Consider the following 26,707-nt stretch of genomic DNA (forward strand, 5'->3'; position numbering starts at 1 on the left):
GTACAAAGGAAGTAACCGTTGCCTGCGCACCGGGCACCCCCCGGCGTCCGTGCCTCCCGAGATCTTTTCGGCCGCGGCGGTATCTGGACAAGAAGGAGCCGCGGCCCTCGCACCGGGAGGTGCGTGCAGCCATCGCTGCTGATGAAGTTGTGGTGCCCAGAGATCCGATTCGGCGGAACCGACGAAGGTGCTCTACCCACTGAGCTACGCCGGATCGAGATCCGGCGGCGGGACTCGAACCCGCGACATCCCCATTAAGAGTGGAAGTAGGTCCTGCCTGCGCACCTGGGCACGGACAGGACTCTAAAAGAGGAACCGCCCGGTGCGCGAGGGAATTACGCGCCCGAGCGGTTCACCCGTACGAGTTACTGCTACTTCTTCGGCTGGCGCTTCCACGGGCCGGTGATGGCGAGCATGATGCCCGGCGTCTGGATGTTGGCGTACAGGGTCCGGCCGTCGGGCGAGAACGTGACACCGGTGAACTCGCTGTACTCCGGCTCCTCCTCGGTGCCGATGTTCAGTTCGTTGCGCGCGATGGGGTAGGTGCGGCCGCTCTCGGTCGCCCCGAAGAGGTGCTGGATGCCGTCGCCGTCCTCGGAGATGACCAGGCCGCCGTACGGGGAGACGGTGATGTTGTCCGGGCCGTCGAAGGCGCCGTCCTTCGACGGGTCGGGGTTCACGCCGAGGAGGACCTTCAGCGTCAGCGTGCGGCGCTTGGGGTCGTAGAACCAGACCTGGCCGTCGTGCTGGGCGGGGCTCTCGGAGCGGGCGAACGAGGAGACGACGTAGGCGCCGCCGTCGCCCCACCACATGCCTTCGAGCTTGCGGGCGCGGGTGATCTCGCCGTCGGCGAACTGCTTGCGCACCGAGACGGTCCTGGCGTCGCGGTCGGGCACGTCGACCCAGTCCACGCCGTACACGGTGCCGATCTTCGTGGCGCGGGCCAGGTCGTCGACGAACTTGCCGTTGCGGTCGAAGCACTTGGTGGCCTGGAGGACACCGGCGTCGTCGGCGAGGGTGCGCAGCTTGCCGCGGCCGTGCCGGAAGCCCTGCGGCGGGACCCAGCGGTAGAGCAGCCCGTTGGGGTTGCCGGCGTCCTCGGTCAGGTAGGCGTGACCGCGCTTGGGGTCGATCACGACGGCCTCGTGGGCGTACCGGCCGAATGCCTTGATCGGGTGCGGGTCGCGGTTGGCCCCGCGGTCGTACGGGTCGACCTCGAAGACGTAGCCGTGGTCCTTGAGCAGGCCGTTCTTGCCGGCCTTGTCCTCGGTCTCCTCGCAGGTGAGCCAGGTGCCCCACGGGGTGGTGCCACCGGCGCAGTTGGTGGAGGTGCCGGCGATGCCGACCCACTCGGCGACCCGGCCGTCGCGGCGGGTCTCCACGACGGTGCAGCCGCCGGCCGCGACCGGGTCGTAGACGAGGCCCTCGGTGAGCGGCACCGGGTGCTCCCAGCCGGCCCGGGTGCCGGCCAGCTCGTGATTGTTGACGAGCAGGGTGACGCCGCGCGGGCCCTCGAAGGCGGCCGTGCCGTCGTGGTTGGAGGGGGTGTGCTCACCGCTCTCCAGCTTGGTGACACCGCAGTGGGTGATGATCTTGTACGAGAAGCCGGCGGGGAGCGCGAGGATGCCCTCGGGGTCGGCGATCAGCGGTCCGTAGCCGGGTTCACGGCCGTGACCGTGGCCATGACCGTGCCCCTTGTCGTGTCCGTTGCCGTGCTTCGGGTCGTCGGCGGCCAGGGCACCGGGCGCGGTGGCCAGGGAGGCGACGGTGCCGGTCAGGGCGATGCCGGCACCGGTGAGTGCGGACTGCTTGGTGAATTCCCTGCGCGTGATGGGCATCACGTACTCCTGGGGCGACTGGACGGGTTGCTTGCGGGCCCACAGTCGCGCCCCCGCGCCAACGGAAGTTGAACTGCGGGCGACGCCGGGGGGCATCCTTCCTGTGCACTTGGCCGAAAACGGATGTCCGGCCCGGTGCCACCCACCGCCGCGGACCTGCTCGTTCGCGCCGGCCGCGCCGCTCGTCATCCTGTGCTGCCCGCACCGCCCGTCCCCCGGGGCCGGCCGCGTGAACGGACGGCGCGCCCCGCCGGGGCCGGGGAGCCACCGGCCGCCGACGGGGCGGGGAACCGTCTCAGGAGCCCGCGCGCGACCGGGCCTTGAACGCCGCCTTGCGGGCCTCCTTGGCCTTCTTCTTGTCGCTGTGCAGCCGGCCCATCGCTTCGAGGACCTCCGCCGTCGCCGGGTGCTCCACCCGCCACGCCTCGTCGAAGAAGCCGCTGTGCTGTCCGGCCAGGCCCTCGACCAGGTCCTGGAGCTCGTCCAGGTCGCCGTCGGCCTCCAGCTGGGCCGCGATCGTGTCGACGGTGAGCCAGAAGATCATCTGCTCCGGCGGCGCGGGCACGTCCGCCGCGCCCAGCTCCGCGAGCCAGACCCGGGCCAGCCCGCCCAGCTCGGGGTCGTCCAGCACCGCGCGCACCTCGGGTTCCGCCGCGGCGCCGACCAGGGCGAGGGCCTGCTGGCAGTGGAGCCTGCGCAGCGGGGCCTGCCGGTCCGTGCCGCGGGCCGCCGCCAGGAGTTCGCCCCCGGCGCCCTCCGTACCGCGCCGGGCGAGCCACAGTCCGACCTCGGCACGGGCCCCCGCCTCGGGGTAGTACGCGATGCCGCCGAGGAGCGCGTCGGCGCCCTTGTCCGCGAGGTCGCCGAGGGCCGGGGCGTCCACCCCGGCCTCCAGCATCCGGGCCCGCAGCCCGTACAGGCCGAGGGGGGTCAGCCGCACCATCCCGTACCGGGTGACGTCCTCGTCGTCGGCCGGTCCGGGGCCGTCCTCGCCCTCCTCGACCAGCAAGGCCTCGTCCACCGGGCGGTATTCGACGATCCCGATCGGTTCGAGGACCCGGAACTGGTCGTCGAGGCGCATCATCACCTCGGACACCTGCTCCAGGACGTCGTCGGTCGGCTCGCCCATGTCGTCGGGCACGACCATCGACGCGGCGAGGGCGGGCAGCGGGACCGGAACCGGGTCGGCGCCGCCCTCGCCGTCGCCGACGGTGAGCAGGTACAGGTTGCCGAGGACCCCGTCGAGGAACTCCGCCTCGATCTCCGGGTCCCAGTCCAGGGACTCGAAGTCGATCGTGCCGTCCTCGGCGACGAGGTCGGCGAGGTCGTCGAAGGCGGGGGCGGTGGCGTCGGCGTGGACGGCCTCCAGGGCCTCGAGCCAGATCGCCAGGACGTCCTGCGGTGAACCGCCGGTGAGGAGCGCAAGGTTGCCACCGGCGGTCACGGTGCCCTCGGCGTCCGGACCGGCGGCCCCGTCGGGGTCCTCGACGTCGAGGAGCCCGGCGTCGACCGCGAGCCGCCACGCCTCACTGGCCTCCGCCGCACCGTCCTCGTCCGGCTCCAGGCCGAGGTGCTCGGCCGCCGCCGGCAGCTGCGCCTCCACGAGTTCGCCCCCGGCGCCGACCCGGCTCCCCGGCCCCGCCCAGCGGGCGAGCCGGACGGCGCGGGCGAGCAGCGGCGTGGCGAGCGCGTCCCGGGCCAGCTCGGCGTCGGTGCGCAGCCGTACGGGCGGCAGGGTGGGGCGCTCTGCGGACATCAGGCGGTTCTCCTCGGGGGTACCGGAGCCACGGATCGAACGTGGCCGGAGTCACGGGTCGACGTACCGGAACCACGGATCGGACGTGGCCGGAGTCACGGGTCGGGTGTACCGGAATACGGATCGGGCGGCCCAAGCGTAGACGCATTTCGCCCCATGCCGCCCGGTTCATGCGAAGGACGGCAGCAGTACACCTGCCAGACCTTGACAACGCCCTTGCGCACACAAGAGATTGACGCGCGTAGACGTCTCCACCCGACCCTCGAGCCCCCGGAGCCCGTGATGCCTGCCGCATCGTCCAGAACGACCGCCGTCTCCGCCGTAGTCACCGCCGCGCTCGCCGCCGGCCTGCTCACCGGCGCCGCCACCACCTCCGCGTCCGCCTCCACGACCGCCGACGCCCCGGTCCGCATCCACGACATCCAGGGCTCCACCCGGATATCCCCGCTCGCCGGCCGGCAGGTCGACGGGGTCGCGGGCATCGTCACGGGCGTGCGCACGTACGGCTCGAAGGGCTTCTGGTTCCAGGACCCGCAGGCCGACGCCGACCCCGCCACCAGCGAGGGCATCTTCGTCTACACGGGCTCCGCCCCCACGGTCGCGGTCGGTGACGCGGTCACCGTCTCCGGCACCGTCACCGAGTACGTCCCGGGCGGCCTCGACTCCGGCAACCAGTCGCTCACCCAGATCAGCAAGCCCACCGTCACCGTGGTCTCCTCCGGCAGCGCCCTGCCCGCGCCGGTGCGGATCACCTCGCGTTCGGTCCCCTCCCGGTACACCCCCGAGGGCGACCCGGCGGCGGGCGGCTCCATCAACGCGCTCCCGCTGCGGCCGTCCCGCTACGCCCTGGACCACTACGAGTCCCTCGAAGGCATGAACGTCGAGGTCGGCACCTCGCGGGTGGTCGGCGCCACCGACGCGCACGCCGAGCTGTGGGTGACGGTCAAGCCGCACGAGAACGACGCCCGCCGCGGCGGCACGGTCTACGGCTCGTACACCTCGCAGAACACCGGACGGCTGCAGATCCAGTCGCTGGTGCCGCTCGCCCAGCAGCCCTTCCCGAAGGCGAACGTGGGCGACGTGCTCTCCGGCACGACCGAGGGCCCGCTCGACTTCAGTCAGTACGGCGGCTACACGCTGACCGCCCGCACCATGGGCACGGTCGTCGACCGGGAGCTGCGCCGGGAGACCACCCGCAAGCAGCGCGACGGCGAACTGGCCGTGGCGACGTACAACGTCGAGAACCTCGACCCGGGCGACCCGCAGGAGAAGTTCGACGCGCTCGCCGCGGCGGTCGTCGACAACCTCGCCTCGCCCGACATCCTGGCCCTGGAGGAGATCCAGGACAACAACGGTCCGAAGGACGACGGCACGGTAGCCGCCGACCGGACGGTCGAGAAGTTCATCGACGCGATCAGGGCCGCGGGCGGCCCGGCGTACGACTGGCGTTCCATCGACCCGGAGGACAAGAAGGACGGCGGCGAGCCCGGCGGCAACATCCGCCAGGTGTTCCTCTTCAACCCGGAGCGGGTCTCCTTCACCGACCGCGCCGGCGGCGACGCGACGTCGGCGACCGAGGTCGTGCGCGAGCGGGGCCGCGCGGCCCTCACCGTATCCCCCGGCCGGATCGACCCGGCGAACCCGGCGTGGGAGAGCAGCCGCAAGCCGCTGGTCGGCGAGTTCGCCTTCCGCGGCCGTCCGGTCTTCGTCGTCGCCAACCACTTCGCGTCCAAGGGCGGCGACGAGTCCATCTTCTCGCAGCACCAGCCGCCGACCCGCTCCTCGGAGGTCCAGCGGCACGCGCAGGCCGAAACGGTCAACACCTTCGTCAAGAAGCTGCTGAACGCCCAGAAGAACGCGGACGTCCTGGTCGTCGGCGACATCAACGACTTCGAGTTCTCCGGCACGACGAAGGCGCTGACGGCCGGGAACGTGCTGTACCCGGCGATCAAGTCCCTGCCGCGCTCGGAGCGTTACTCGTACGTCTACCAGGGCAACAGCCAGGTCCTCGACCAGATCCTGACCAGCCCGTCGATCCGCGGCTTCCACTACGACAGCGTGCACATCAACGCCGAGTTCGCCGACCAGAACAGCGACCACGACCCGCAGGTGATCCGCTTCCGCCCGTAGGCCGTACGGTCCGCACGGATCCGCTCCGTGCGGACCGCCGCACCGCTACGCGCCCGTCGCCGGCCGCAGGCTCAGCGCGGGCGCGTAGCGGTGCACGCCACCGCCGGTCATCCCCGGGTACGACTGCACCCGTTCCCACTGCGGTGTGCTCGCTCCGATCCCGTCACCGGGCGCGGCCAGCGCGGCCACGTGGGCCTCGGCGTTCTCCCATTCGGCGTAGTTCAGCACGCGCGTCCCGTCGGTGCTCACGTGGAAGTGCGCGGAGATGCCGCCGGGGGCGGGCGCCGGATCGGTGCCGAGCGCCTCGAACACGGTGTCCACCCAGTCCCGCTGCCGGGCCGGGTCCGCCCCGTCGAACTCGACGTCGACGATCACCACGCAGCCCGGTTCCCGTTCGTCGCCCTCCGCCGTTCCGGACCGGTACGGCTCGTAGGTGTGCAGCCCGAGCCGCCGGATGCCGGGCACGGCGGCGTCGATCTCCGCGTTGCGCTCGTCCCTGCCGTGCCGGAAGAAGTCCTGGTATGCCCGCTCGTCGCTCCACTGGCTGTAGTGGAACAGGGTCTTCCCGTCCTCACCCGCGTGGACGGTGTACGAGAGCAGCCCCGGGTGCGGCCAGTCCCGGGCGGCCCAGGCCCGCCGGATCGCCCCGACCGTCGCTCCCAGGCGCTCGGGAGTGCCCACGTCCCAGGTGCTCGCCTTGACGAGCCCGACGTCGTTGCGGGCAAGATCGGGGCGGGATTCGAATCGCACACTCATGACGGGTCCTCCCTGACCGGCGCGCCGGGGCGGCGCGTCGTTGCCCCCACCCTGATACGTCAAGTCCGCTTGAGGTCAACAGCCCGCCCCACCGCGCCGTCAGGCCCACCGACCGCACGACGAACGGAGTACCGCATGGCGCCGCACCTCAGGACGATCGACCGCGAGGAGCATCTGGCGTTCGTCGCGGGCCGGCCGGCCGTGAGCCACATGCAGGTCCCGTCATGGGGCGACGTGAAGCCCGACTGGCGTACGGAGAGCATCGGCTGGTTCGAGCGGGACGGCGCGGGCCGGGAGCGGATCGTCGGGGCGGGGCTCGTCCTGTACCGGCCGATCCCCCGGGTCAAGCGCTACCTGGCGTACCTGCCGGAGGGGCCCGTCATCGACTGGCACGACGGGGCCCCGGAGCGGTGGCTGGAGCCGATGCTGGCGCATCTGAAGGGGCGGGGCGCGTTCACGGTGCGCATGGGGCCGCCGGTGGTCGCCCGGCGCTGGGACGCCCGGACGGTGAAGGACGCCATCGCCGACCCGGCCGCCGGGCGGCTGCGCGAGGTGCGGCCGGACGAGGTGGAGCCGGGGGCCGCCGAGCTGGTGGACCGGCTGCGCGCGCTGGGCTGGCGGCAGGGCGAGGAGGAGAGCGAGGACGGTTTCAGCGCGGGGCAGCCCCGGTACGTCTTCCAGGTGCCGTTCGCCGGGCGGTCGCTGGAGGACGTCCGCAGCGGCCTGAACCAGCAGTGGCGGCGCAACGTCAAGAAGGCGGAGAAGGCGGGCGTCAAGGTCGTCGAGGGCGGTTACGAGGACCTCCCGGCCTTCTACGAGCTGTACCGCGAGACGGCCGGGCGCGACCGCTTCATCCCCCGCCCGCTCGGCTACTTCCAGCGCATGTGGACCGCGCTGCGGGCCGAGGACCCCGACCGGATGCGGCTGTACCTCGCCCAGCACGAGGGCGAGACGCTCTCCGCCGCGACGATGCTGACCGTGGGGAACCACGTCTGGTACTCCTACGGCGCCTCGACCGGCCGCAGGCGCGAGGTGCAGCCCAGCAACGCGATCCAGTGGCGCATGATGAGCGACGCGCACGAGCGGGGCGCGGCCGTCTACGACCTGCGCGGCATCACCGACACCCTGGACGAGGGCAACCACCTGCTGGGCCTGCTGCGCTTCAAGGTCGGCACCGGCGGCCGGGCCGCCGAGTACGTCGGCGAGTGGGACTTCCCGGTCAACAAGGTGCTCCACAAGGCGTTCTCGCTGTACATGGCGCGCCGCTGAGCCCGCCGCGCCCCGGCGCCGCTATGCGGGGGCGGTGCGCCACGCGGTCATGTTGAGCTCGTCGAGCAGCCGTACGTCGCTTCCTTCGAGCGGGAAGGTACGCCCCTCCAGGCCGGGCGCCGGCGCGATCTCCAGGGCGTCCCCCTCGATGAGGTCGCCTCCGGTGGGGGTGGAGACCCATGCCAGGAGGGAGCGCACGGTCTGCCCCGGCTTCAGCACGACCTCCTTCGGTCCGCGGTCGGTGCCCATGTAGGAGGATCCGGGGTTCACCGGGACGGGCAGCGGGTCGCCGGCCTCGTCCAGGGCCCGGACGGAGGGGTAGCCGTGGACCCGGTACGGCTTGCTGCCGCAGTTGGTGAGGGTGAGTCCGACGGCCCGGTGGCCGAGCGCCGCCTCCACCTCCCCCATGTCCACGACGACGCCGGAGGAGGGGCAGCCGGCCCGGGAGGTGGTGCCCGTGGGCGTGGGACTCCGTACGGGCGGCCGGTCGGGGAGGGCGGCGGTGCCGCTCGGGAACGGGGTGGGCAGCTTGTCGGCGTGCACGAGCCAGGAGCCGCTGGGGGTGGGTTCCGGCTCGCCCTCGCCCGCGGGCACGAGGAACCCGGCGCAGCCGGAGAGCGTCAGGCCCAGGACCCCGGCCAGGAGCGCGACCGCCGCCGGTCCGCGTCCGGCCGTTCCCGCCCCGGTGTCCGCCCCTGTCGGTCCTCGCACGCCCACGCACCCCGCCCCATGTCGACCTGCCGCATAGTCGTTCGATCATGCCAGAAGCCGGGGCAGCCGCCCACGACTGTTCAGTTCTGCTTTCCCCCCGAGCCCAGCAAAGCTAAGTGGACCTTTATGCTCCGGTCGGCTGAGACTGGGGGAATGACAGCAACCGCGGCCCCCTTCGGCCGAGCGCTCTGCGCCATGATCACGCCCTTCACCGCCGACGGCGAGCTGGACCCGGACGCCGCCGGGAAGCACGCCGCCGGTCTGGTCGCCGACGGCTGCGACGGTCTGGTGCTCAGCGGCACCACCGGCGAGTCCCCCACCACCACCGACGCCGAGAAGTCCGCGCTGCTGAGGGCGGTGCGGGCGGCGGTGGGCGACGGGGTGCCGATCGTCGCCGGGGTCGGCTCCGCGGACACCCGGCACACCGTCGACCTCGCCCGGCAGGCCGAACGGGCGGGCGCGGACGGCCTGTTGGTGGTGACCCCGTACTACAGCCGGCCCCCGCAGGCCGCCGTCGAGGCGCACTTCCGGCGCGTCGCCGACGCGACCGGCCTCCCGCTGATGCTGTACGACATCCCCGGCCGCACCGGCACCCGCATCGAGCCGGAGACCCTGCTGCGGCTCGCGGAGCACCCCCGCGTCGTGGCGGTGAAGGACTGCGCCTACGACCTGCTCGGCTCCACGAAGGTGATCGGCGCGACCTCGCTGGCGTACTACTCGGGCTGCGAGGAGCTGAACCTGCCGTTGTACGCGGTGGGCGCGGCCGGCTACGTCAGCACCGTCGCCAATGTGGCGCCCCGTCAGCTGCGGGCGGTCCTGGACGCCTTCGACGCCGGGGACACCGCCGGGGCCGCCCGGCTCAACCTGCTGAACGCCCCGCTCGCCGAGGCGATGATGGCGTCCGGCCTGCCGGGCACGGTCACGGCCAAGGCGCTGCTCGACGCCGGGCCGGTCCGCGAACCGCTGCAGCCCGCCGGGCGCGGGGCGACCGACGGGCTGCGCGAGGTCTACGAGGAACTGCTCCGGGCCACCCGGGAGGCATGACCGGGCGGCGGGGCGTCCCCGCCGGTGGTGCTCGGTCAGTTGTGGCTGTGCAGGACGTCGTTGAGGCCGCCCCAGACCGCGTTGTTCGGGCGGGCCTCGACGGCGCCGCTGACCGAGTTGCGACGGAAGAGGATGTTCGAGGCGCCGGAGAGCTCGCGGGCCTTGACGATCTGGCCGTCCGGCAGCGTGACGCGGGTGCCGGCCGTGACGTACAGCCCGGCCTCGACGACGCACTCGTCGCCGAGCGCGATGCCGACCCCGGCCTCGGCGCCGATCAGGCAGCGCTCGCCGATGACGATGCGCTCCTTGCCGCCGCCGGAGAGGGTGCCCATGGTGGAGGCTCCGCCGCCGATGTCGGAGCCGTCGCCGACGACGACGCCTGCGGAGATCCGGCCCTCGACCATGGAGGTGCCGAGGGTGCCCGCGTTGAAGTTGACGAAGCCCTCGTGCATGACGGTCGTGCCGGCGGAGAGGTGCGCGCCGAGCCTGACCCGGTCGGCGTCGGCGATCCGGACGCCCTTCGGGGCGACGTAGTCCGTCATCCGGGGGAACTTGTCGACCGAGGTGACCTGGAGGTGCAGGCCGTCGGCGCGGGCGTTCAGCCGGACCTTCTCCAGGTCGTCCACGGCGACCGGGCCGAGCGAGGTCCAGGCGACGTTGGAGAGCAGGCCGAAGAGGCCGTCCAGGTTCTGGCCGTGCGGCCGGACGAGGCGGTGCGAGAGCAGGTGCAGGCGCAGGTACGCGTCGTGCGCGTCGAGCGGCTTGTCGTCGAGCGAGGCGATGACCGTACGGACGGCGACGACCTCGACACCGCGGCGGGCGTCCACGCCGACGGCCTTGGCCGCGCCCTCGCCGAGGAGGTTGACGGCCTGGTCGGGGGTGAGGCGTTCGGTTCCGGCCGGGCCGGGCTCCGTGGTGAGTTCGGGGGCGGGGAACCAGGTGTCGAGAACGGAACCGTCGCCGGCGATGGTGGCGAGGCCGGCGGCGACGGCGCCGGTGGTGCGAGCAGGAGTCGTGTCGGTCATGACACGAAACCTAACCGCCGAGGCACCACCGGGGCCAACCGGTCCCACCGGATGGTCGCGGCCCGGCCCCGAAGAGCCGACCTGCCAGGTCAGCCGTACCGTGCGCGGCACGTCCCGCCCCGCCCCGAAGGTCTTCGTCCACGACACCCCCAAGTGAGTTTCTTTTGGGAACTTAATGTGGCAACGTGTTCTCCTGCGGGTCGATCCGGCAAGAGGCGGAACGGGAGACGGAGGAGCCATGCCCCAGCGCACCAGCCTGGCCGACGCCGACTGCGCGATCGCCCAGGCACTCGATGTCGTGGGCGACTGGTGGACCCTGCTGATCGTGCGGGACACGGCACGCGGGGTGCACCGTTTCGACGCGCTCCAGCAGGAACTGGGCGTGTCCCGCAAGGTGCTGACCGAGCGGCTGCGGCTGCTGGTCGACGCGGGAGTGCTGTCCCGGGAGCCGTACCAGGACCGGCCTCCCCGGTACGAGTACCGGCTCACCCCGCGCGGCCGCGCGCTGCTGCCCGTACTGATCGCGCTCCAGGACTGGGGCGACACCTGGGTACTGGGAGAAGGAGAGACGATGGCGACGACGGCGGAGACCTCGAAGGAGGCGGCCCGGGTGCACGCCCTGGTGGGCACGCGCCTGCCCGAGCTGCGCCTGCCGGACCACGAGGGGGAGCCGCGCGATCCGGTCGCCGGCACCCCGTACACCGTCCTGTACCTCTTCCCCGGCGCCTACGCCCGCCGGGACGCCTATCCGCCGAACTGGGCCGAGATCCCGGGCGCGCGCGGCTGCACGCTCGAGTCCTGCACCTACCGCGACCAGTTGGCCGAGTTCGCGGCGGCGGGCGCGACCGTGCGCGGGATCTCCACCCAGCGCCCGGACGAGCAGCGGGCCTTCGCGGAGGCGGAGCGGCTGCGCTTCACGCTGTTGTCCGACGCGGAGCTGGAACTGACGGCGGCGCTGCGCCTGCCGACCTTCCGGGCGGGCGGGACGAGCCGGCTGAAGCGGCTGACGCTGGTGGTGGACCGGAACCGGACGGTCCTCCGGGCGCTGTACCCGATCACGGACATCGAGGCGAGCGTGCGGGAGGCGCTGTCGGCCGTCCGGAACGGGGGCACGCCCGAGGAGTGAGGAAGGCGGTGCGGCCCGTACGCCGGGGGCACGGGTCGCACCGGCCCACCGACCGGCCGCCAAGTCCGCCGGTCAGCCGGTCAGCCGGTCAGCCGGTCAGCCGGTCAGCCGGTCAGCCGACGATCCTGCCGAGCATCTCCCGCGCGTACGCCTCGTCGTACTCCCCGCCGGTGAGCAGCACCTGGAGGCAGATCCCGTCCATCAGCGCGACCAGCGCCCGTGCCGTGGCCGGGTCGGTCCGCCGGGACAGCAGTTCGGCGACGCCGTCGGTCCACTCGGCGGCGACGGGGCGCAGCGCGGGCCGGCGGAGCGCGGCGAGATACAGCTCGTACTCCAGCTCGGCCCGCCCGCGCCCGCCAGAGAAGTACTCCCCCAGCAGTCCGGCCAGTTCCCCGGCGAGGTCGGCGTCCGGGTCGCCCAGCGCCCCGCTGCCCCGGATGACTTCGGCGAAGTTCTCGTTCGACCGGCGCAGCGCGGCGATCAACAGCTCGTCCAGCGAGGCGAAGTGGTAGGTCGTCGAGCCGAGCGGCACATCGGCCTCGGCCGCCACGGAGCGGTGGCTGAGCCCCGCGATGCCCTCGGCGCCGACCACCCGGATCGCCGCGTCGATGATCCGGTCGCGCCGCCCGGGGTCGTAGCGGCGCGCCATCAGTGGGCCCCGCCCAGATTCAGCACCACCACTCCGGCGATGACCAGCGCTATGCCCGCCAGCTTGACCGGACTGCCGGTCTCCCCCATGAAGAGGATGCCGATGGCCGCGATCGCGGCGGTGCCGATCCCGGCCCAGATGGCATAGGCGGTGCCCATCGACAGCGTCTTCAGCGTCCGGGCGAGCAGACCGAAGGCCAGGAGGTAGCCCGCGACGGTGATCACCGACGGCCAGAGCCGGGTGAAGCCCTCGCTGTACTTCATGGCCGTGGTGCCGGCCACCTCCGCCGCGATCGCCGCCGCCAGCAGCCCGTATCCCATGTGTACAAGTGTACGCATCACCGTCCGCACGACGGAGCCGAAGCCCCCCCACCGGCCGAAACGCTACGGTGTCCCGACCGGAAGCACACCAGTACGACAAGACATCCGTACGACGAGACATGACGGAGCGGCAGTGACGCAGGACGCAGGGTGGGGCGGCGGAACACCGTACGGAGGACCCCCGGGGCCCATGGGGTGGGGTGGCTGGATGCCACCGCCGCCCAGGCCCGGGGTGATCCCGCTGGCGCCCCTGAAGCTCGGGGACGTGCTCGGTGGCGCCTTCAGCGCGATGGGGCGTTACTGGAAGCAGCTGTTCGGCATGGGCGCGACGGCCTACGGCGGGGCGCTGGTGATCGTGGTGGCGGTGGCCCTGATCGCGTACTCGGCGATCAGCGACCGGTTGCACCGGGTCGTCGAGCTCAGCGCCGACGAGGACGCGGCGTCGTCCGACGTGGTGCCGCTCGTGATCGCCCTCGGCATCGTCTGGCTGGTCGCGATGCTCGCCTTCGTGGTCGCCACGGCCCTGGTGTACGCGACCGTCCCCGTGGTCCTCCAGGAAGCCGTGCTGGGCCGGCCGACCACCTTCGCCGCCGTCTGGCGCCGGGCCTGGGCCCGGGTGCCCGCGGTGATCGGGACGGTGATCCTGTGCTTCCTGGTCGCGGTCCTCCCGATGCTGCTCATGGTGAGCGGTTTCCTCGCCGTCATGATCGGCCTGATCACAGCGGCGCGCGAAACCAGCGCCCCCCTGTGGATCACGTTCGGCCTCCTGGGTTCCATCGCCACCGTCCCGCTCGCGATCTGGCTCTGGGTGAAGTTCTGCCTGGCCCCCTCGATCGCGGTCTTCGAGAACCAGCCCGCGGTGGCGGCGCTGCGCCGCTCCTCGCAGCTGGTGCGCGGCGACTGGTGGCGGGTCTTCGGCATCACCCTGCTGGGCTTCGGCATCGCCGCCGTGGCGAACTACCTCATCCAGATCCCGTTCACGTTCCTCGGCATGTTCTCCGGCATCATCGGCGGCACGACCCTGGACGCGAACCCCAACCCGGCCTCGATCGCGTTCGTCGTGGGCACCTACCTGGTGATCATCCTGCTGGGCCAGCTGATCGGCCAGCTCCTCTCGGCGACGTTCCCGCAGCTGGTGACCGGCCTGGTCTACATCGACCGCCGCATCCGCACCGAGAACCTGGGCCCGGTCCTCGCGGAGGCCGCGGCCGTGCCCCCGCAGGCACAGCCGCAGCCCGGCCCGCACGGCCCGTACGGCTCGCACGGGCCGTAGCCACGCCGGTCAGCCGCTGACGCGGAACCGGACCGTCCGGGACTTCTTCCACTCCGCGTGGTCGAGGTCCTTCGCCTCCGTGCCGTCGCCGTACAGATCGGCCGATCCGGCGTCCGTGATCAGCTGGACACAGGCGTTCGGGTCCGTCAGGTCCGGGACCTCGACGACGGCCTCCCAGCCGCCCGGGTCCGTGGTCGGCAGCTCGGCCCGCAGGACCGGCGGGTGGGCGGCGACACCGTCCCAGCTGTAGAGGGCGTAGGGGTCGGAGTTGTCGTCGGCGGCCCAGGAACCGGCCACGATCAGGTACTGGCCGGCGGCGTTCTTCCGGATGTCGCGGATGCTGAGCCCGCCGAGGTCCAGCTCGATCGGGTCGCCCATGACCGCCTTCGCCCCGTGGCCGGCCACCCGGTCGAAGTTGGTGACGGGCACGATCAGGGCCCTGCCCCCCGTGCTCGGCGGGACGAGCGGGGCCCGGAAGCCGAGGTACGCGGTGGTCGTCGAGCCGGGGGCGAACTCCAGGCCCTCGATGTTGAACCCGTCGATCTGCTTGGGCACCTCGCCGTCCTTCGTGCCCTCGGCGAAGCCGAGCCGGTCGCCGTGCGCCTCGTCCCAGGCGACGAGGTCGTCGCGGAGCTTCCCGTACGAACCGCCCACCGTCAGCCGGGTGGCGGCCCCGGAACCGGTCACCTCCGTGGTGAAGACGGTGTTGCGGTCGGCCTTGTATTCGCCCTTCTTGTTGTTGCCGAGCGAGCCGGTCCAGTAGATGGTGTCGCCGACCCGGGCCGCGCCCTCGATGTCGATCTCCTTCGACACGCCGAGGTCCGGGCCGACGTCCCAGCTCCGCACGGGCCCGCCGGACGCGGAACGGTCGTACAGGCGCAGCGTGTTGGACTCGTCGTCGGCGACGACCATGTAGCCGTCGCCCACGTCGACGGCGGCCGAGGCGTCCGAGGAGCCCGTGAGGTACCGCGTGTCGGCGCTGTCGCGGACCGCGGCCGACGCGGCGTAGTACAGCTTCTTGGTGGCGGTTCTGCCGCCGAGGCCGGTGACCTTGATCGTGAGGTCGGTGTAGCCGCGGCCGCGGGCGGCGACGGACAGCTTCCGGGTGGTGCCCGTCCCGGTCACGGTCACGTCCTCGGTGTCCGCGACGGACGGCCGGGAGCTGGCGGACGCCGTCACCCGGAGCGCGTCCGCGTCGGCACCGCTCTGCGCCACGGTGACGGTCACCACGGGGTCGCCGGTCGCGCCGACGGCGCCCGAGAGGTAGGAGGCCGAGAGCCCGATCGTCGGTGTCCCGGGATCCGCGGCGTGCGCGGGGGCGCCGATCCCCGCGACGGCCAGTGCGAGGACGACACCGGCCGCGGCGGCCGGCCGGCGGTCGGTGAACGAAAGCTGATGCGACACGGCATGCCTCTCGTCGACGTGACAGGTCGGGGAGAGGCTGCACCGCCGGGGCCACGCCCATGCGTACATCACACATACGGAGGACGAACACCGCGCGGGCCGCACCCGTACACCACCTGCGGGTGACCGGGCGTCAGAAGTCCGCTGGGCCACGGGAGTTGGCTCCCGCACCACGTGGACATGCGAACGGCCCCCGGGGCCTTCCGGAACCCGGGGGCCGTCCGCCACAATGCGCAGCCCAAACGTCGGAACTCGGACATCGCAGCCCAGGCGTCAAAGCCCGGACGTCGGAACTCAGACGTTTCAGACGTTGAAGCCCAGCGCGCGCAACTGCTCGCGCCCGTCGTCCGTGATCTTGTCCGGGCCCCACGGCGGCATCCAGACCCAGTTGATCCGCAGTTCGTTGACGATGCCCTCGGTCGCGGACTTCGCCTGGTCCTCGATGACGTCGGTCAGCGGGCAGGCCGCGGACGTCAGCGTCATGTCGAGGGTGGCGATGTTGGCGTCGTCGATGTGGATGCCGTAGATCAGGCCGAGGTTGACGACATCGATGCCCAGCTCGGGGTCGACGACGTCGTACAGGGCCTCACGGACCTCCTCCTCGGAGGCCGGCTTGATCGTCGGGCTCTCGTCGGTTGTCACCGTGTTCTCGCTCATGCCGTCTTCCCTTCGGACAGCGCTTTGGCCGTCGCGTCCTTCCACGCCATCCAGCTCAGCAGCGCGCACTTCACCCGGGCGGGGTACTTGGAGACGCCGGCGAACGCGACCGCGTCCTCCAGCACCTCCTCCATCGCGTCGTCCGGCTCCAGTTGGCCCTTCGACTGCATCAGCTCCAGGAAGGTCTCCTGGATCTTCTGCGCCTCGCCCAGTTCCTTGCCGACCAGCAGATCGTTCAGTACGGAGGCGCTGGCCTGGCTGATGGAGCAGCCCTGACCCTCGTACGACACATCGGCGATGGTCTCGCCGTCGTACTTCACCCGGAGAGTGATCTCGTCGCCGCACGTCGGATTGACGTGGTGCACCTCGGCGTCGCCGTCCCGCAGGCCACGCCCGTGGGGGTGCTTGTAGTGGTCCAGGATCACTTCCTGGTACATGGAATCAAGCTTCACCAGTCAACCCTCAGCCGCTCGCCCATTTATCCGAAAAAGTTCCGTACGTGCTCCAGACCGTCCACCAGGGCGTCGACCTCGGCGGGCGTGGAGTACAGATAGAACGACGCCCGCGTGGTCGCAGGAATTCCGTACCTCAGGCAGACCGGCCGTGCGCAGTGGTGTCCGACCCGGACGGCGATGCCCTGTTCGTCGAGCACCTGGCCCACGTCGTGCGGGTGGATGTCACCCAGCGTGAAGGAGATCGTGGCGCCCCGGTCCTCGGCCGTCGACGGGCCGATGATCCGGAGGTCGGGCACCTCCAGCAGCCGCTTCACCGCGTACTCGGTGATCGCGTGCTCGTGCCGGCTGATCTTCTCCATGCCGATCGCCGAGAGGTAGTCCACGGCCGCGCCCAGGCCGACGGCCTGCGCGATCGGGGGCGTACCGGCCTCGAACTTGTGCGGCGCGGGGGCGTACGTCGACGAGTGCATCGACACGGTCTCGATCATCTCGCCGCCGCCCAGGAACGGCGGCAGGTCCTCCAGGAGTTCCTGCCGTCCCCAGAGCACGCCGATGCCGGTCGGACCGACCATCTTGTGGCCGGTGAAGGCCACGAAGTCGGCCTGCAGCGCCTGCACGTCGAGCACCATGTGCGGGGCGGCCTGCGAGGCGTCGATGCAGACCAGGGCGCCGACCTGCTGGGCCCGGCGGATGATCTTCTCGACCGGGTTGATCGTGCCCATGATGTTGGAGACCAGGGTGAAGGAGACGATCTTCGTCTTCTCCGTGATGATCTCCTCGATGTCGGACAGGTCGAGGCGGCCGTCGTCGGTGATGCCGAACCACTTCAGCTTCGCGCCGGTGCGCTGCGAGAGCAGCTGCCACGGCACGATGTTGGAGTGGTGTTCCATCTCCGTGGTGACGATCTCGGTGTCGTGGTCCACCCGGTAGGGCTCGTCGGCCCAGCCGAGCATGTTGGCCACGAGGTTGAGCGACTCGGAGGCGTTCTTGGTGAAGATCACCTCGTCGCGGCTGGGCGCGTTGATGAACGCGGCGACCTTGTCACGGGCGCCCTCGTACAGCGCCGTGGCCTCCTCCGCGATCGTGTACACACCGCGGTGCACGTTGGCGTTGTGCCGCTCGTAGTACTCGTTGAGGGCGTCGAGCACCTGGCGCGGCTTCTGCGAGGTCGCCGCGCTGTCCAGGTAGACGACCTTCTTCCCGTCGTGGACCGTCCGATCCAGCAGGGGGAAGTCCTTGCGGATCGCCTCGGTGTCGAGGAGGCCCGGCAGCTGTGTCACGCGGAAGCGCCACCCTTCACATATGCCTCGTAGCCCTCGTTCTCCAGCTTGTCGGCGAGCTCGGCGCCGCCGGACTCGGCAATGCGGCCGTTGGCGAAGACGTGCACGAAGTCGGGCTTGATGTAACGGAGGATCCGCGTGTAGTGCGTGATCAGCAGGGTGCCGACCTCGCCGGTCTCACGGACCCGGTTGACTCCCTCGGAGACGATGCGCAGGGCGTCGACGTCCAGGCCGGAGTCGGTCTCGTCGAGGATCGCGACCTTCGGCTTGAGGAGCTCCAGCTGGAGGATCTCGTGGCGCTTCTTCTCACCGCCGGAGAAGCCCTCGTTGACGTTGCGCTCGGCGAACGCCGGATCCATCTGGAGCCGGCCCATCGTCTCCTTGACCTCCTTCACCCAGGTGCGCAGCTTGGGCGCCTCGCCGCGGACGGCGGTGGCGGAGGTGCGCAGGAAGTTGGAGACCGAGACGCCGGGGATCTCGACCGGGTACTGCATGGCCAGGAACAGACCGGCGCGGGCGCGCTCGTCGACGGTCATCTCCAGGACGTCCTCGCCGTCCAGGGTCACCGAGCCGCTGGTGATCGTGTACTTGGGGTGACCCGCGAGGGAGTACGCGAGGGTGGACTTGCCGGACCCGTTGGGGCCCATGATGGCGTGGGTCTCGCCCTGCTTCACGGTCAGGTCGACGCCCTTGAGGATCTCCTTCGTGGCGTTGTCGGCCTCGACGGAGACGTGCAGGTCGCGGATTTCAAGCGTTGCCATGGGTGACTCAGGACTCCTGGGTGACGGAGACGAGCACATCGTCCCCTTCGATCTTGACGGGGTATACGGGGACGGGGCGCGTCGCGGGAAGGCCGGACGGCTTGCCGGTGCGGAGGTCGAAGCTGGAGCCGTGCAGCCAGCACTCGATCGAGCAGTCCTCGACCTCTCCCTCGGACAGCGAGACGTTCGCGTGCGAGCAGATGTCGTTGATCGCGAACACCTCGCCCTCGGTGCGGACGACGGAGACCGGGACGCCGTCGAGCTCCACCCGCTTCGGGGTGTCGTCCTCCAGCTCACTCAGCGCGCATGCTTTCACGAAGGCCATCAGACGGAAGCCTTCAGCTCGGCCTCGATCTTCTCCATCAGCCGCTCCTCGACGTCCGGCAGACCGATCTGCTGGACCAGCTCGGCGAAGAAGCCGCGCACGACGAGCCGGCGGGCCTCCTCGGCCCCGATGCCCCGGGACATGAGGTAGAAGAGCTGCTCGTCGTCGAAGCGGCCGGTCGCGGAGGCGTGGCCGGCGCCGACGATCTCGCCGGTCTCGATCTCCAGGTTCGGCACCGAGTCGACCCGCGCGCCGTCCGTGAGGACGAGGTTGCGGTTCATCTCGTAGGTGTCGGTGCCCTCGGCCGCGGCCTGGATGAGGACGTCGCCGATCCACACCGCGTGCGCGCCGTCGCCCTGGAGGGCGCCCTTGTAGGCGGCGTTGGACTTGCAGTGCGGGGTGTTGTGGTCGACCAGGAGGCGGTGCTCCTGGTGCTGCCCCTTGTCGGTGAAGTACAGCCCGAAGAGCTCGGCCTCGCCGCCGGTGCCCGCGTAGTTGACGCGCGGGTGGAGCCGGACCAGGTCGCCGCCGAAGGTGACGACGATCGACTTGAACGAGGCGTCCCGTCCGACCAGCGCGTTGTGCTGGCCGACGTGGACCGCGGTCTCGTCCCAGTCCTGCACGGAGACGACGGTGAGCTTGGCGCCGTCGCCGAGTACGTAGTCCACGTTGGCGGCGAGCACCGCGTCACCGGTGTGGTCGATGACGACGACGGCCTCGGCAAAGGCTCCCAGCTCGACGACGTGGTGCCCGTAGGCCACACCGCCCTCGCCGTGCACCGCGATCCGGATCGGCTCGGTGAGCACGGCCTCCTTGGCGACGGTGACCACGGACGCCTGCTCGAAGGAGCTGTACGCCTGGGCGGCGACCCGGTCCACCGGGACACCGGCCCGGCCGAGCCGGGCGTCGTCCCGGCCGACGGTCTCGACCGTGACGCCCTCGGGGGCCTCGATCGCGACCTTCACGCCGCCGGTGGCGACGGCCGTGCCGTCATGCAGTCCGCGCAGCCGCTCCAGCGGGGTGAACCGCCACTCCTCCTCGCGGCCGTGCGGAACGGGGAAGTCCGCCACGTCGAAGGACGGGGGGGCGCTCATGCGCGTGGCGACGGTCGACTCTGCGGCCACCGCGATGGAACCGGCGGTGGTGGAACCCGTCGGAAGATTCTGAGCCTCAGCCATGGCTGTCGTGGTGCTCACTTTCTCTGTCAGAAGTCGGGAGGTTCTCGGTCGGGGCCTGTCAGCCGACCGAACCCTCCATCTGCAGCTCGATCAGCCGGTTGAGTTCGAGGGCGTACTCCATCGGCAGCTCCTTGGCGATCGGCTCGACGAAGCCGCGCACGATCATCGCCATCGCCTCGAACTCCGTCAGACCGCGGCTCATCAGGTAGAAGAGCTGGTCCTCGGAGACCTTGGAGACGGTCGCCTCGTGCCCCATGGACACGTCGTCCTCGCGGACGTCGACGTAGGGGTAGGTGTCCGAGCGCGAGATGGTGTCGACCAGCAGCGCGTCGCAGAGCACGTTGGACTTCGCGCCCGGGGCGCCCTCGCCGATCTCGATCAGACCGCGGTAGGAGGTGCGGCCGCCGCCCCGCGCCACCGACTTGGAGACGATGTTGGAGGAGGTGTTGGGCGCCATGTGGACCATCTTGGCGCCGGCGTCCTGGTGCTGGCCCTCGCCCGCGAAGGCGATGGACAGGGTCTCGCCCTTGGCGTGCTCGCCCATCAGGTAGACGGCCGGGTACTTCATGGTGACCTTGGAGCCGATGTTGCCGTCGACCCACTCCATGGTCGCGCCCTCGTAGGCCACGGCGCGCTTGGTGACCAGGTTGTAGACGTTGTTCGACCAGTTCTGGATCGTCGTGTAGCGGCAGCGGCCGCCCTTCTTCACGATGATCTCGACGACCGCGGAGTGCAGCGAGTCGGAGGAGTAGATCGGGGCGGTGCAGCCCTCGACGTAGTGGACGTAGGCGTCCTCGTCGACGATGATCAGCGTCCGCTCGAACTGGCCCATGTTCTCCGTGTTGATGCGGAAGTAGGCCTGCAGCGGGATGTCCACGTGGACGCCCTTGGGCACGTAGATGAACGAGCCGCCGGACCACACGGCCGTGTTCAGCGAGGCGAACTTGTTGTCGCCGACCGGGATGACGGTGCCGAAGTACTCCTTGAAGAGCTCCGGGTGCTCCTTCAGCGCGGTGTCGGTGTCGAGGAAGATGACGCCCTGCTCCTCCAGGTCCTCACGGATCTGGTGGTAGACGACCTCGGACTCGTACTGCGCGGCGACACCGGCGACCAGGCGCTGCTTCTCCGCCTCCGGGATGCCGAGCTTGTCGTAGGTGTTCTTGATGTCCTCGGGCAGGTCCTCCCAGGACTCCGCCTGCTTCTCCGTGGACCGCACGAAGTACTTGATGTTGTCGAAATCGATGCCCGACAGGTCCGAGCCCCAGCTGGGCATGGGCTTCTTGTCGAAGAGCCGCAGGCCCTTGAGGCGCAGCTTCAGCATCCACTCGGGCTCGTTCTTCTTCGCGGAGATGTCGCGGACGACATCCTCGGAGAGCCCGCGCTTGGCTGCGGCGCCTGCCGCGTCGGAGTCGGCCCAGCCGAATTCGTACGTACCCAGACCCTCGAGCTCAGGGTGGGCAGTCTCCGTGGGGAGCGTCATGCGGGGTTCCTCCCGGCCGTGCTTGCAGATGCTGAATTGGTGGTCTGTGGTGCTGCGTGGCCGCTGCGCGGAATGTACGTCGTGCACACCTCGTCGCCGTGGGCGATGGTGGCCAGACGTTGCACATGCGTCCCGAGGAGGGTGGAGAAGAACTCCGTCTCCGCCTCGCACAGCTGTGGATACTGCTCGGCGACATGGGCGACCGGGCAGTGGTGCTGGCACAGCTGCTCGCCCTGCTGCGGCTCGGGCGCGCTACGCGCCGTAGCAGCGTACCCGTCGGCGGAGAGGGCCTTGGCCAGTGCTTCGGTGCGGGCCCCGGGGTCCGCGGCCTCGACCGCGGCGCGGTACGCACCGGACTGGGCCTCGATCCTGGACCGGGCGAAGGCGGCGACCGCCTCCTCGCCCGCGTTCTCCGCGATCCAGCGCAGGGCGTCCGCCGCGAGCTGGTCGTAGGACTGGTCGAAGGCGTCCCGTCCGCAGTCGGTGAGGGCGAACACCTTGGCGGGCCGGCCGCGGGTCCGCGCCCCGTAGACCCGCTGCTCACGGGCCTCGACGACGCCGTCGGTGACGAGGGCGTCGAGGTGGCGGCGGACGGCCGCCTGGGTGAGGCCGAGGCGCTTCGCCAGCTCGGCGACGGTGGACGGGCCGTGGTCCAGGATGGAGCGCGCGACCCGGTTGCGCGTGGAGCGTTCTCCGGTCGCGAGTTCCTCCTGGGGAGCCTCGCCGACGTATTTCACAACGCCATTGTTGCGTAATTCATCCGGGCGTGACAACCACGGTCCGAAACGATCTACGGTGCGCTTCATCACTTAGGGTCACCTAATCCGGCCCCCGGGAAGGGGTCGACCGCCGCCCGCCGCCTAGACTTACCGGCCATGAAGAGCGAGCCCGCCCGGCCGGCCGCCGGCCGCCGCACCTCCCCGGAAAACTCCGCGCAGGATCCCGCCATCGAGATCCGCGGCCTGGTGAAGCGGTACGGCGACAAGACCGCGGTGGACGGTCTCGACCTGTCCGTGCGCGCCGGTGCCGTCACCGCCGTCCTCGGCCCCAACGGCGCGGGCAAGACCACCACCATCGAGACCTGCGAGGGCTACCGCCGTCCGGACGCCGGGACGGTGCGGGTCCTCGGCCTCGACCCGGTCGCCGACTCCGCGCGGCTGCGCCCCCGGATCGGGGTGATGCTCCAGTCGGGCGGCGTCTACTCCGGGGCCCGCGCCGACGAGATGCTCCGCCACATGGCGAAGCTGCACGCCCACCCGCTGGACGTCGACGCGCTGATCGAGCGCCTCGGCCTCGGCGGCTGCGGCCGCACCACCTACCGGCGGCTCTCCGGCGGCCAGCAGCAGCGGCTCGCCCTGGCGATGGCCGTGGTCGGGCGGCCCGAGCTGGTCTTCCTGGACGAGCCGACCGCCGGCCTCGACCCGCAGGCCCGCCGCTCCACCTGGGACCTGGTGCGCGAGCTGCGCGCCGACGGCGTCTCAGTCGTCCTCACCACGCACTTCATGGACGAGGCCGAGGAGCTCGCCGACGACGTCGCCGTCATCGACGCGGGCCGGGTCATCGCCCAAGGCAGCCCCGAGGAGCTGTGCCGGGGCGGCGCCGAGAACACCCTGCGCTTCACCGGCCGCCCCGGCCTCGACCTCGGTTCCCTGCTGAAGGCCCTGCCCGACGGCGCCGGGACGGCCGAGATCTCCCCGGGCACGTACCGCATCACCGGCGACGTCGGCCCGGAACTGCTGGCCACCGTCACCTCCTGGTGCGCCCAGCACGGGGTGATGCCGTCCGGCATCTCCGTGGAGCGGCACACCCTGGAGGACGTCTTCCTGGAACTGACCGGCAAGGAGCTGCGCGCATGAGCGCCGGTACGTACACCCCGCGGCCGGGTGCCGCGCCGCTGTCCCGCATGATCACCGCGCAGGCCGCCCTGGAGACGCGGATGCTGCTGCGCAACGGCGAGCAGCTGCTGCTGACCGTGGTCATCCCGACCCTGCTGCTGGTGCTGTTCAGCGCGGTCGACATCGTGGACACCGGCGCGGGCCGGGCCGTGGACTTCCTGACGCCCGGCGTCCTGGCGCTCGCCGTCATGTCCACGGCCTTCACCGGCCAGGCCATCGCCACCGGTTTCGAACGGCGCTACGGGGTGCTCAAGCGGCTCGGCGCCTCGCCGCTGCCGCGCTGGGCGCTGATGACCTCCAAGACCCTCGCGGTGCTGGCCACCGAGGTGCTCCAGGTGGTGCTGCTGACCGCGATCGCGTTCGCCCTGGGCTGGTCGCCGCAGGGCAACCCGTTCGCCGTCCTGCTGCTGCTCGTGCTCGGCACGGCGGCCTTCTCCGGGCTCGGGCTGCTGATGGCCGGCACGCTCCGGGCGGAGGCGACGCTCGCCGCGGCCAACCTGGTCTTCCTGCTGCTGCTGATCGGCGGCGGGGTGGTCGTGCCACTGGACAAGTTCCCGGACGCCGCGCAGTCGGTGCTGGGGCTGCTGCCGATCGCGGCCCTGTCGGGCGGTCTGCGCGACGTGCTCCAGCACGGTGCCGCGATGCCGTGGGGCGACCTCGGCATCCTGCTGGTGTGGGCGGTGTGCGGCCTGGGCGCCGCGGCCCGGTTCTTCCGCTGGGAGTGAGCGGGGCCGCCCGCCGCGGGCGAGGGGAGCCATCCGCCGCGGGTGAGTGGACGGATGCGCTCCGTCGACGTTTCGCGCGACTCGTCCCCCTCGTGAAAGCTTGCACAAGCCGCCGCCTACGATGGGGCGCGTGCCCAAGCTGACCCGAGCCGAAGTCGCTCAAGCCGCGCGGAACCCGCTCTCCTACATCGCCGGGCGATGGACCCCGACCCCCCGCACGGTCCGCCGTGCGGCCATGTCGGCCATCCTCATGTCCGTGCTCATCGTCGTGACCGGTGGCGCGGTGCGGCTGACCGGTTCCGGTCTCGGTTGCCCCACCTGGCCCAAGTGCACCGACGAGAGCCTCACCACCACGAGTGAGATGGGCTTCCACGGCGTCATCGAGTTCGGCAACCGGCTGCTGACCTACGTGCTGTGCGCGGCCGTCGGGTGGGCGATCATCGCCGCCCGGTCCGCGAAGCCCTGGCGGCACAGCCTCACCCGGCTCGGCTGGCTGCAGTTCTGGATCGTCATGGGCAACGCCGTGCTCGGCGGGATCGTGGTGCTGGTCGGCCTCAACCCGTACACCGTCGCGGCGCACTTCCTGCTCTCCACGGCACTGCTGACCGTCGCGATGGTGACCTGGCAGCGGATCGGCGAGGGCGACGAGGAGCCCCGGCCGCTGGTCGGCAAGGCGGTCTCCCAGCTGGCCTGGCTGCTCGCGGTCGCCGCGGGGTTGCTGGTCGCGGTCGGCACGGTGGTCACCGGCGCCGGACGGCACGCGGGCGACTCCAGCGACGTGCACCGCATCCCGATCGACTGGAAGCTGATCTCGCAGCTGCACGCCGATCTGGCCTGGGTCGTGGTGGCGCTGACCGTCGCGCTCTGGTTCGTGCTCAAGGCCGTGGACGCGCCGGTCGGCCCGCGGCACCGCACCCGTGAGCTCTTCCTGGTGCTGATGGCCCAGGGCGTGATCGGTTACGTCCAGTACTTCCTGGACACCCCGGAGCTCCTGGTCGGCCTGCACATGTTCGGTTCCTGCCTGGTGTGGATCGCGGTGGTGCGGGTGATGCTGTCGCTGCGCGAGCGGCCGGTGGCCGGGGCCGCGGTGCCCGGGCCCGCCGTCGAGCGGCCGGAACCCGCCACCGCGGGCTGAGCGCCCCCGGGGCCGCCGGGCCTCCTCGTACGCCGATCGCCGGACGGACCCGGGTGCGGGTCCGTCCGGCGATCGGCGTACGGGGGTCCGTTCGTCAGGCCTTGTCGGAGGGGCCGCCCACCTGGATGCCGGCCATCCGCGTCCACTCGTACGGACCGGTGCGGACCTTCGCGGCGAACTCGCCGTCGAAGTCCTCGTGCATCGTGATCCCGGCCTTGCGCGTGGCGTTCTCGGCGACCGCGTACGAGGGGGCCACCAGGTCGCCCCAGCCGCCGTCCTCGCCCACCAGCACGATGCGGGTGCCGTGCTCCCCGATGTAGGCGAGCTGTCCCTCCGCGCCGCCGTGCGCCTTGGCGAAGGCGCCGATCTGCTTGGCGAGTTTCGCCGCCCTGCGCTCCGCGCGGGCCGCCTGCTTGCCGCTCTCAACCTGGGTCTCTGCCGTCTCTGCCATACCCAGGATGCTACCGACGGGTAGATCAACCGGCGACGGGCGGGGTACGTGGCATGGGCCACGTACCCCGCCCGTCGGCAGGAGTCGGGAGGAGGCGGACTACCTCAGGAAGGGGTCGATCGCCACGGCGACGAAGAGCAGCGACACATAGGTGATCGACCAGTGGAACAGCCGCATCTCCTTGAGCTTGGCGCCGGTCACCCCGGCCTTGGCCCGGTTCTGCAGACCGTGCGCCTCCCAGAGCCAGAAGCCGCCGGTCAGCAGCGCCACCGCGGTGTAGAACCAGCCGGTGTAGCCCAGGGGGGTGAGCAGCAGCGAGACGGCCACCATCACCCAGCTGTAGACGACGATCTGCCGGGCCACCACCCGGTTGGAGGCGATGACCGGGAGCATCGGGACGCCGACCCGGGCGTAGTCGTCCTTGACCTTCATGGAGAGCGGCCAGTAGTGCGGCGGCGTCCAGAAGAAGATGACGGCGAACAGGATGACCGCGGCCCAGGACATCGAGTTGGTCACCGCCGACCAGCCGATGAGGACGGGCAGGCAGCCGGCGATGCCGCCCCAGACGATGTTCTGCGAGGTACGGCGCTTGAGCAGCATCGTGTAGACGACCACGTAGAACAGCAGTGCGCCGAGTGACAGCGCGGCCGAGAGCCAGTTCACCAGCAGGCCGAACCAGACCGTCGAGACCACCGCGAGGGAGATCCCGAAGACCAGGCACTCGCGCGGGCTCACCATCCCGGTGACCAGCGGACGCTGCGCCGTACGGTCCATCAGCGCGTCGATGTCGCGGTCGATGTACATGTTCAGCGCGTTGGCACCGCCCGCGGAGAGGTATCCGCCGATGGTGGTGGCGAGGACGAGCCACAGATCGGGCACGCCCTGGGCCGCGAGGAACATCACCGGGACCGTGGTGATCAGCAGCAGCTCGATGATCCGAGGCTTGGTCAGTGCCACGAATGCCTTGACACGGGCCCCGAACGGGCGATGGCCCCCTGGGCTCGGAGTCAAGGCGACCCCTGCGGGTCGGGACTCGACGGCCGTCACGCACACCCCTGACAGAG

At 71.2% G+C, this 26,707-nt stretch carries 27 protein-coding genes; 9 read left to right on the forward strand and 18 right to left on the reverse strand.

Annotated features, from left to right (window positions below):
• Nucleotides 1–371: 371 nt before the first annotated feature.
• Complete coding sequence (locus OCT49_RS06835) at nt 372–1,838, reverse strand: alkaline phosphatase PhoX (protein ID WP_283850993.1); 1,467 nt, start codon at nt 1,836–1,838, stop codon at nt 372–374.
• A gap of 295 nt (nt 1,839–2,133) precedes the next feature.
• Nucleotides 2,134–3,594 carry a hypothetical protein gene (locus OCT49_RS06840; protein ID WP_283850994.1) on the reverse strand — a complete coding sequence of 487 codons (1,461 nt, stop codon included), beginning with the start codon at nt 3,592–3,594 and terminating at the stop codon, nt 2,134–2,136.
• A gap of 282 nt (nt 3,595–3,876) precedes the next feature.
• On the opposite strand from OCT49_RS06840, the gene OCT49_RS06845 reads away from it, so the two are divergent.
• Nucleotides 3,877–5,724 carry a DUF8508 domain-containing protein gene (locus tag OCT49_RS06845; RefSeq protein WP_283850995.1) on the forward strand — a complete coding sequence of 616 codons (1,848 nt, stop codon included), beginning with the start codon at nt 3,877–3,879 and terminating at the stop codon, nt 5,722–5,724.
• 45 nt (nt 5,725–5,769) lie between these two features.
• Here the strand turns inward: OCT49_RS06845 and OCT49_RS06850 are convergent, their stop codons facing one another.
• A complete protein-coding gene (locus tag OCT49_RS06850; RefSeq protein ID WP_283850996.1) occupies nt 5,770–6,480 on the reverse strand; it encodes an antibiotic biosynthesis monooxygenase in 711 nt (236 codons plus the stop codon).
• Between the two features lie 135 nt (nt 6,481–6,615).
• Here OCT49_RS06850 and OCT49_RS06855 point away from each other — a divergent pair, with 135 nt between their 5' ends.
• A complete protein-coding gene (locus tag OCT49_RS06855; RefSeq protein WP_283850997.1) occupies nt 6,616–7,749 on the forward strand; it encodes a lipid II:glycine glycyltransferase FemX in 1,134 nt (377 codons plus the stop codon).
• A 21-nt stretch (nt 7,750–7,770) separates the two neighbouring features.
• Here the strand turns inward: OCT49_RS06855 and OCT49_RS06860 are convergent, their stop codons facing one another.
• Entirely contained in the window at nt 7,771–8,460 is a 690-nt protein-coding gene (locus OCT49_RS06860; protein ID WP_502963341.1) for a DUF4232 domain-containing protein, read from the reverse strand.
• A gap of 153 nt (nt 8,461–8,613) precedes the next feature.
• On the opposite strand from OCT49_RS06860, the gene dapA reads away from it, so the two are divergent.
• On the forward strand, nt 8,614–9,504 hold the full coding sequence (gene dapA, locus OCT49_RS06865; RefSeq protein ID WP_283850998.1) for a 4-hydroxy-tetrahydrodipicolinate synthase: 891 nt from the start codon (nt 8,614–8,616) through the stop codon (nt 9,502–9,504).
• 35 nt (nt 9,505–9,539) lie between these two features.
• Here the strand turns inward: dapA and dapD are convergent, their stop codons facing one another.
• A complete protein-coding gene (gene dapD / locus OCT49_RS06870; protein WP_283850999.1) occupies nt 9,540–10,529 on the reverse strand; it encodes a 2,3,4,5-tetrahydropyridine-2,6-dicarboxylate N-succinyltransferase in 990 nt (329 codons plus the stop codon).
• Between dapD and OCT49_RS06875 the strand changes: the two genes are divergently transcribed.
• A complete protein-coding gene (locus OCT49_RS06875) occupies nt 10,528–10,686 on the forward strand; it encodes a hypothetical protein (protein WP_283851000.1) in 159 nt (52 codons plus the stop codon). The two genes, dapD and OCT49_RS06875, sit on opposite strands and share 2 nt — an antisense overlap.
• 81 nt (nt 10,687–10,767) lie before the next feature.
• Entirely contained in the window at nt 10,768–11,655 is an 888-nt protein-coding gene (locus OCT49_RS06880; protein WP_283851001.1) for a winged helix-turn-helix transcriptional regulator, read from the forward strand.
• A gap of 112 nt (nt 11,656–11,767) precedes the next feature.
• Here OCT49_RS06880 and OCT49_RS06885 read toward each other — a convergent pair whose 3' ends face one another.
• Both OCT49_RS06885 and OCT49_RS06890 read right to left on the reverse strand, forming a co-directional pair.
• Nucleotides 11,768–12,304 carry a TetR/AcrR family transcriptional regulator gene (locus tag OCT49_RS06885; RefSeq protein ID WP_283851002.1) on the reverse strand — a complete coding sequence of 179 codons (537 nt, stop codon included), beginning with the start codon at nt 12,302–12,304 and terminating at the stop codon, nt 11,768–11,770.
• Nucleotides 12,304–12,624 (reverse strand): DMT family transporter, encoded by a 321-nt coding sequence (locus OCT49_RS06890; RefSeq protein WP_283851003.1) that lies wholly within the window; start codon nt 12,622–12,624, stop codon nt 12,304–12,306. The genes OCT49_RS06885 and OCT49_RS06890 overlap by 1 nt, the downstream gene beginning before the upstream one ends.
• A gap of 208 nt (nt 12,625–12,832) precedes the next feature.
• Between OCT49_RS06890 and OCT49_RS06895 the strand changes: the two genes are divergently transcribed.
• Nucleotides 12,833–13,897: a DUF7847 domain-containing protein gene (locus OCT49_RS06895; RefSeq protein WP_283851004.1), complete on the forward strand. Its 1,065-nt coding sequence runs from the start codon at nt 12,833–12,835 to the stop codon at nt 13,895–13,897.
• Between the two features lie 9 nt (nt 13,898–13,906).
• On the opposite strand, the gene OCT49_RS06900 is transcribed toward OCT49_RS06895, so the two are convergent.
• The 9 genes from OCT49_RS06900 to OCT49_RS06940 all read right to left on the reverse strand — a co-directional run bounded on the left by OCT49_RS06900 (nt 13,907) and on the right by OCT49_RS06940 (nt 22,174).
• Nucleotides 13,907–15,301: a hypothetical protein gene (locus OCT49_RS06900; RefSeq protein ID WP_283851005.1), complete on the reverse strand. Its 1,395-nt coding sequence runs from the start codon at nt 15,299–15,301 to the stop codon at nt 13,907–13,909.
• A 303-nt stretch (nt 15,302–15,604) separates the two neighbouring features.
• A complete protein-coding gene (locus tag OCT49_RS06905; RefSeq protein ID WP_148834119.1) occupies nt 15,605–15,958 on the reverse strand; it encodes a metal-sulfur cluster assembly factor in 354 nt (117 codons plus the stop codon).
• Nucleotides 15,955–16,410, reverse strand: coding sequence for a Fe-S cluster assembly sulfur transfer protein SufU (gene sufU / locus OCT49_RS06910; protein WP_148834121.1), 456 nt, complete (start codon nt 16,408–16,410; stop codon nt 15,955–15,957). Before sufU ends, OCT49_RS06905 begins: the two co-directional genes overlap by 4 nt.
• A 26-nt stretch (nt 16,411–16,436) precedes the next feature.
• Complete coding sequence (locus tag OCT49_RS06915; RefSeq protein ID WP_283851006.1) at nt 16,437–17,693, reverse strand: cysteine desulfurase; 1,257 nt, start codon at nt 17,691–17,693, stop codon at nt 16,437–16,439.
• Nucleotides 17,690–18,454 (reverse strand): Fe-S cluster assembly ATPase SufC, encoded by a 765-nt coding sequence (gene sufC / locus OCT49_RS06920; RefSeq protein ID WP_266736468.1) that lies wholly within the window; start codon nt 18,452–18,454, stop codon nt 17,690–17,692. Before sufC ends, OCT49_RS06915 begins: the two co-directional genes overlap by 4 nt.
• Before the next feature lie 7 nt (nt 18,455–18,461).
• Nucleotides 18,462–18,779 (reverse strand): bifunctional 3-phenylpropionate/cinnamic acid dioxygenase ferredoxin subunit, encoded by a 318-nt coding sequence (locus OCT49_RS06925; protein ID WP_148834126.1) that lies wholly within the window; start codon nt 18,777–18,779, stop codon nt 18,462–18,464.
• Complete coding sequence (gene sufD, locus OCT49_RS06930; protein ID WP_283851007.1) at nt 18,779–19,957, reverse strand: Fe-S cluster assembly protein SufD; 1,179 nt, start codon at nt 19,955–19,957, stop codon at nt 18,779–18,781. Before sufD ends, OCT49_RS06925 begins: the two co-directional genes overlap by 1 nt.
• A gap of 58 nt (nt 19,958–20,015) precedes the next feature.
• Entirely contained in the window at nt 20,016–21,437 is a 1,422-nt protein-coding gene (gene sufB, locus OCT49_RS06935) for a Fe-S cluster assembly protein SufB (protein ID WP_148834131.1), read from the reverse strand.
• The gene (locus tag OCT49_RS06940) at nt 21,434–22,174 is read right to left on the reverse strand and encodes a helix-turn-helix transcriptional regulator (protein WP_283851008.1); all 741 of its coding nucleotides are present in this window, start codon (nt 22,172–22,174) and stop codon (nt 21,434–21,436) included. The genes sufB and OCT49_RS06940 overlap by 4 nt, the downstream gene beginning before the upstream one ends.
• Nucleotides 22,175–22,312: 138 nt before the next feature.
• Between OCT49_RS06940 and OCT49_RS06945 the strand changes: the two genes are divergently transcribed.
• The 3 genes from OCT49_RS06945 to OCT49_RS06955 all read left to right on the forward strand — a co-directional run bounded on the left by OCT49_RS06945 (nt 22,313) and on the right by OCT49_RS06955 (nt 25,192).
• Complete coding sequence (locus tag OCT49_RS06945; RefSeq protein ID WP_283851009.1) at nt 22,313–23,293, forward strand: ABC transporter ATP-binding protein; 981 nt, start codon at nt 22,313–22,315, stop codon at nt 23,291–23,293.
• Nucleotides 23,290–24,057 (forward strand): ABC transporter permease, encoded by a 768-nt coding sequence (locus OCT49_RS06950; protein ID WP_283851010.1) that lies wholly within the window; start codon nt 23,290–23,292, stop codon nt 24,055–24,057. The genes OCT49_RS06945 and OCT49_RS06950 overlap by 4 nt, the downstream gene beginning before the upstream one ends.
• A 121-nt stretch (nt 24,058–24,178) precedes the next feature.
• Complete coding sequence (locus tag OCT49_RS06955) at nt 24,179–25,192, forward strand: COX15/CtaA family protein (RefSeq protein ID WP_283851011.1); 1,014 nt, start codon at nt 24,179–24,181, stop codon at nt 25,190–25,192.
• A gap of 94 nt (nt 25,193–25,286) precedes the next feature.
• Here the strand turns inward: OCT49_RS06955 and OCT49_RS06960 are convergent, their stop codons facing one another.
• Together OCT49_RS06960 and OCT49_RS06965 are read right to left on the reverse strand one after the other, a co-directional pair.
• Complete coding sequence (locus tag OCT49_RS06960; protein WP_283851012.1) at nt 25,287–25,643, reverse strand: hypothetical protein; 357 nt, start codon at nt 25,641–25,643, stop codon at nt 25,287–25,289.
• Between the two features lie 99 nt (nt 25,644–25,742).
• Nucleotides 25,743–26,696 (reverse strand): heme o synthase, encoded by a 954-nt coding sequence (locus tag OCT49_RS06965; protein ID WP_283851013.1) that lies wholly within the window; start codon nt 26,694–26,696, stop codon nt 25,743–25,745.
• Between the last annotated feature and the right edge of the window lie 11 nt (nt 26,697–26,707).

Origin of the sequence: Streptomyces sp. ML-6 (assembly GCF_030116705.1) — a bacterium.
Taxonomy (GTDB): domain Bacteria; phylum Actinomycetota; class Actinomycetes; order Streptomycetales; family Streptomycetaceae; genus Streptomyces.

Excerpts from the sequence above, each read along its gene's own strand:
- OCT49_RS06835 (WP_283850993.1), bottom strand. The coding sequence starts at position 1,838 with ATGCCCATCACGCGCAGGGAATTCACCAAGCAGTCCGCACTCACCGGT.
- OCT49_RS06840 (WP_283850994.1), bottom strand. The coding sequence starts at position 3,594 with ATGTCCGCAGAGCGCCCCACCCTGCCGCCCGTACGGCTGCGCACCGAC.
- OCT49_RS06845 (WP_283850995.1), top strand. The coding sequence starts at position 3,877 with ATGCCTGCCGCATCGTCCAGAACGACCGCCGTCTCCGCCGTAGTCACC.
- OCT49_RS06850 (WP_283850996.1), bottom strand. The coding sequence starts at position 6,480 with ATGAGTGTGCGATTCGAATCCCGCCCCGATCTTGCCCGCAACGACGTC.
- OCT49_RS06855 (WP_283850997.1), top strand. The coding sequence starts at position 6,616 with ATGGCGCCGCACCTCAGGACGATCGACCGCGAGGAGCATCTGGCGTTC.
- dapA (WP_283850998.1), top strand. The coding sequence starts at position 8,614 with ATGACAGCAACCGCGGCCCCCTTCGGCCGAGCGCTCTGCGCCATGATC.
- OCT49_RS06875 (WP_283851000.1), top strand. The coding sequence starts at position 10,528 with ATGACACGAAACCTAACCGCCGAGGCACCACCGGGGCCAACCGGTCCC.
- dapD (WP_283850999.1), bottom strand. The coding sequence starts at position 10,529 with ATGACCGACACGACTCCTGCTCGCACCACCGGCGCCGTCGCCGCCGGC.
- OCT49_RS06880 (WP_283851001.1), top strand. The coding sequence starts at position 10,768 with ATGCCCCAGCGCACCAGCCTGGCCGACGCCGACTGCGCGATCGCCCAG.
- OCT49_RS06885 (WP_283851002.1), bottom strand. The coding sequence starts at position 12,304 with ATGGCGCGCCGCTACGACCCCGGGCGGCGCGACCGGATCATCGACGCG.
- OCT49_RS06890 (WP_283851003.1), bottom strand. The coding sequence starts at position 12,624 with ATGGGATACGGGCTGCTGGCGGCGGCGATCGCGGCGGAGGTGGCCGGC.
- OCT49_RS06895 (WP_283851004.1), top strand. The coding sequence starts at position 12,833 with ATGCCACCGCCGCCCAGGCCCGGGGTGATCCCGCTGGCGCCCCTGAAG.
- OCT49_RS06905 (WP_148834119.1), bottom strand. The coding sequence starts at position 15,958 with ATGAGCGAGAACACGGTGACAACCGACGAGAGCCCGACGATCAAGCCG.
- sufC (WP_266736468.1), bottom strand. The coding sequence starts at position 18,454 with ATGGCAACGCTTGAAATCCGCGACCTGCACGTCTCCGTCGAGGCCGAC.
- OCT49_RS06925 (WP_148834126.1), bottom strand. The coding sequence starts at position 18,779 with ATGGCCTTCGTGAAAGCATGCGCGCTGAGTGAGCTGGAGGACGACACC.
- sufD (WP_283851007.1), bottom strand. The coding sequence starts at position 19,957 with ATGGCTGAGGCTCAGAATCTTCCGACGGGTTCCACCACCGCCGGTTCC.
- sufB (WP_148834131.1), bottom strand. The coding sequence starts at position 21,437 with ATGACGCTCCCCACGGAGACTGCCCACCCTGAGCTCGAGGGTCTGGGT.
- OCT49_RS06945 (WP_283851009.1), top strand. The coding sequence starts at position 22,313 with ATGAAGAGCGAGCCCGCCCGGCCGGCCGCCGGCCGCCGCACCTCCCCG.
- OCT49_RS06950 (WP_283851010.1), top strand. The coding sequence starts at position 23,290 with ATGAGCGCCGGTACGTACACCCCGCGGCCGGGTGCCGCGCCGCTGTCC.
- OCT49_RS06955 (WP_283851011.1), top strand. The coding sequence starts at position 24,179 with ATGGGGCGCGTGCCCAAGCTGACCCGAGCCGAAGTCGCTCAAGCCGCG.
- OCT49_RS06960 (WP_283851012.1), bottom strand. The coding sequence starts at position 25,643 with ATGGCAGAGACGGCAGAGACCCAGGTTGAGAGCGGCAAGCAGGCGGCC.